The 3919-nt window shown below is 73.8% G+C and carries 4 protein-coding genes; all 4 read left to right on the top strand.

Annotation, left to right across the window (positions count from 1 at the left end):
• On the top strand, window positions 1-719 hold a 719-nt coding region (locus OOT08_RS18660; RefSeq protein WP_325094399.1), incomplete at its 5' end, for a PIG-L deacetylase family protein.
• 11 nt (window positions 720-730) lie between these two features.
• On the top strand, window positions 731-1624 hold the full coding sequence (locus OOT08_RS18655; RefSeq protein ID WP_325094398.1) for an ATP-grasp domain-containing protein: 894 nt from the start codon (window positions 731-733) through the stop codon (window positions 1622-1624).
• On the top strand, window positions 1621-2925 hold the full coding sequence (locus OOT08_RS18650) for a glycosyltransferase (protein ID WP_325094397.1): 1305 nt from the start codon (window positions 1621-1623) through the stop codon (window positions 2923-2925). The genes OOT08_RS18655 and OOT08_RS18650 overlap by 4 nt, the downstream gene beginning before the upstream one ends.
• Window positions 2922-3919 (top strand): hypothetical protein (locus tag OOT08_RS18645; protein WP_325094395.1); only part of this gene is annotated, 998 nt, incomplete at its 3' end. The genes OOT08_RS18650 and OOT08_RS18645, both read left to right, overlap by 4 nt.

Below are 3919 nucleotides of genomic sequence, written 5' to 3'. Positions count from 1 at the left end.
TGCACGAGCTGTGCGTGATCGTGACGCTGCTCGCGGCCTTCGTCGGGGCCAGCGTGCTCGTGCCCGCGCGGATTCAGCCGCCGCGGGACGCCCGGCACCGCGTGGTCCTCGCCATCGGCGCGCACCCGGACGACCTGGAGCTCGCCTGCGGCGGCACCCTGGCGAAGCTCATCGACCAGGGGCACGAGGTGCACGCCGTGGTGATGAGCCAGGGCACCCGGGGCGGCAACTCGGCGGAGCGCCCGAGCGAGGCGCGCCGTGCCGGGGCCTTCCTCGGCCTGACCCGGCTCAGCGTGCTCGACTACCCCGACACCGAGCTGCCGAGCCGGAACCGGGACATGGTGGCGAGCATCGAGGACGAGCTGCTGCGCGTCAACCCGGATATCGTGCTCACCCACTCCGCCTCCGATCAGCACCAGGACCACTTCGCGGTGCACCAGGCCACGCTCCGGGCGGCCCGGCACCACCCCTCGATCCTTTGCTACGAGAGCCCCTCGACGACCCGGGCCTTCAACCCCAGCATCTTCATCGACATCGCCCAGTACATCAACATCAAAGTGAAGGCGGTCGAGGCCCACACGGGCCAGACCGGGAAACCGTATATGAAATCGAAACACGTCCGAGGGATCGCCTCCTTCCGCGGGGCGCAGGCCAAGCGGGAATACGCCGAGGCTTTCGAAGCGGTCCGCCTGCTCGGCGCGGGATTCGGGGGGCTGTGATGCGGATCCTCGTGACCGGATCCGGGGGACCGGCCGGCATCGCCCTGGGCCAGCAGCTCCGCGGCCGGGGGCACCACGTCATCGGCGTGGACCTCGCTCCCGTGCCGGGCGAACACGTCTCCGAGCAGCACCGGGTGCCCGCGGCGAGCGACCCCGGCATGCTCGACGCGCTCCGCGAGATCGCCGGGCGCACCGCGGCCGAGCTGCTCATCCCCACGGTCAGCGAGGAGCTGCCGGGCCTCGCCCGGCAGGCGGGCACCTTTCCGCCCGCCGTCGCCGTGCTGATCGCCCCCCTCGCCGCGGTGCTCGACGCCGACGACAAGCTCCGCACGATGCAGCGGCTCGCCGCGGCCGGGCTCGCCGTGCCCGCCTTCGGCCGGCCGGACGACTTCGGCTCGCTCGGCGAGGCCCTCGACGACCTGGGCGCCCCCTTCATCGCGAAGCCGCGGGTGTCCCGCGGCGGCCGCGGGGTGCGCCTGCTCGACGCGGACGCCGCGGGGGCCTTCGCCGCGCTGGGCGAGGGGGAGCTCCTGCAACAGTTCGCGCCGGGGGAGGAGTACGCGCCGGTCGTCTTCGCGGGCGGGGGTAGCCGGAGCGCCGGGGAGCCCGGCGAGACCACGGTGCACCTGCTCCGGAAGACGGGCTGGCGAAACGGTCGGCTCGGCAACGCGACGGGGGTCGTCCCCGTCCCGAACCGGGCCGCCCCGCGCGTCGCCGAGCTCGCCCGGGACGCCGTCGACGCCCTCGGGCTGACGGGCCCGGTTGACCTGGACATCCGCCTGCTCCCGGACGGCACCCCCGTCGTGCTCGAGATCAACGCCCGCTTCGGCGCGAACAGCCGCGCCGCGCCGGAGCTGCTCGGGCGCGTGCTCGCCGAGTACGGCACGGCTGGGGCGAACCGGTGACCGGCCCGGTGGTCGACGCCCTCGTGGCCGGGCTCGCGGCGGCGGGGGTCGTGATCCTCCTCTTCGGGGCGCTCAAGCTGCTCGCGGTGCCGCTGAGCCTGCTCTTCGAGGTGCGCGCCGCGCACGAGCGCGCCCGCGGGGACTGGACCCTGCTCGACGCGACGCCCTCGGTCACGGTCGTGGTGCCGGGCTACAACGAGGGCCTCGTGATCGACAGCTGCGTCGCGTCGATCGCGCAGAGCCGCTACCCGGGCCTCGAGATCATCCTCGTCGACGACGGCTCGACCGACGACACGGCGGCCCGGATGGCCAGGCTGGCCGAGCGGCACGAGCGGGTGCGCTTCATCGGTCAGGAGAACGCGGGCAAGGGGGCGGCGCTGAACCGGGGCGCGGCGAGCGCGACCGGGGAGGTGCTCCTGTTCGTGGACGCGGACGGCATCTTCGGCCCGGACACGGTCGAGCACATCCTCGCCGGGTTCACCGACGCCGGGGTCGGCGCCGTGTGCGGCGACGACCGCCCGGTGAACCTGAACCGGGTGCAGACCCAGCTGCTCACCGTGATCAGCCACATCGGCACGGGCCTCGTCCGCCGGGCCCTCACCGTGCTCTGGTGCATGCCGATCGTCTCGGGCAACATCGGCGCGTTCCGCCGGGACGTGCTGGAGCAGACCGGCCCCCTCGACGAGCACACCCTCGGCGAGGACCTCGAACTGACCTGGCGGGTGTACCGGGCGGGGTACCGGGTGAACTTCACCCCGCGCGCGCTCGTCTACGCGGAGTCGCCCGCCACGATCGCTGGCCTGTGGAAGCAGCGCGTCCGCTGGGCGCGCGGCCTGCTGCAGACGATCCGGACGCACCGCGCGATGCTCGGCAACCCCCGCTACGGGGTCTTTGGCCTGTTCCTCGTCCTGAACCTCATCACGATGGTGCTGATCCCCGTGCTGCAGCTCGTGGTCCTCACCGGGATTCCCCTGTTACTCGCGGTGGACAGCCCCCTGCTGCCGCACGACCTGCTCGGGGTGATCGGCCTGCTCGGCCTCGTCACCGCGGCGGTGCTCGCGGTGTACGCGATGGGCCTGAACCGGGCCTGGGGCGACCTGCGCTACCTCTGGACGCTCCCGCTCTGGCCGATCTACTCGGTGTTCGTCGGCGCGACGATGCTGGTCGCGCTCATCCAGGAGGCAAGGGGCCGCCCCGGGCACTGGAACAAGCTCGACCGGACCGGCGTGGTGACGGTCCGGGAGGCCCGCCGTCTCGGCCCCGGTGACACCCGGGCCGCCCTGACCGGGGGGCGCGGATGAACCGCCCGGCCCGGTCCCTCATTCCCGGAGCCTTAGCGATCACCCTCGCGGCGCTCCTGACCGGCTGCGTCGCTCCGGATTCCCCACCGGAGCGGCGTATCAACTACGGCTTCGAGGACGTCGTCGTCCCCGAGGCCGACTGGGCGGCGGAGAGCGCCCGGCTGGCCCGGGTCGGGGCGACCTCGGCCAGCCTGTCCGTCGGCCGACTCGACTGGAGCGCCTTCCCCCGGCCAGAGGCCCCGGAGGCGGAGTCGGCGCTGGTCGCCGAGACGGGGGAGGACTTCGTCGCGCGGGCGGTCGAGGGGCTCCGCACGGACCCCAGCGGGGCTCCGCGCGAGATCACGCTTACGATCGACGCCCTCATCCCGGGGTGGATCGCCCGAGACGAATCCGTCGCGGGCGAGGGCGCGGACGGCCACCGCTCGGAGTCCTTCGCCTCGGCCGCGGCGTGGGAGAGCGGGCCGGTGGGCGAGCGGCTGCTCGACGTGGTCGCCCTGGTCGCCGAACGCTACGCCCCCGACCGAATCGCGCTGACCGAGTTCATGTTCGACGGGGCGACCTTCGGCGCGGCAGACCTCACCTCCTTTGCCGCGTTCTCGGGCCAGCACGACTGGCCGCGGGACCGGGACGGCGATATTCGGGAGGACGACCCCGAGCTCGGCCAGTGGCGCTCCTCGGTGCTGGCCGGGGTCGCGGCGGATGCCCGCCGGATCGCGGGGGAGCACGGGGCGCGGCTCGAAATCGATGTGCGCGCGCCCGAGGGCGATCTCTCGGGGGATCGCCCCGAGAGCGGGCACGACTACGACCGCCTGCTCGCCGCGGCGGATGAGCTGGTCGTCTGGGACTACTTCGCGCTGAGCGGGGCGGGCCCCGAGCGCAGCCGCGGGCTGGCCGAGGCGTTGCGCGCGCGGGACCCGGACCGGATCTCGCAGTCGATCGGGCTCTGGGGGAGCGACGACACGGTGTCGCCCGCCGAGCTCGGGGACGCCCTCGA

It is taken from the genome of Leucobacter sp. M11 (genome assembly GCF_035726885.1).
In the GTDB taxonomy this organism is placed as follows: Bacteria; Actinomycetota; Actinomycetes; order Actinomycetales; family Microbacteriaceae; genus JAPFRB01.
Note: the sequence above shows the minus strand (reverse complement) of the source record. Positions and strands in the feature narration are given on the sequence as shown.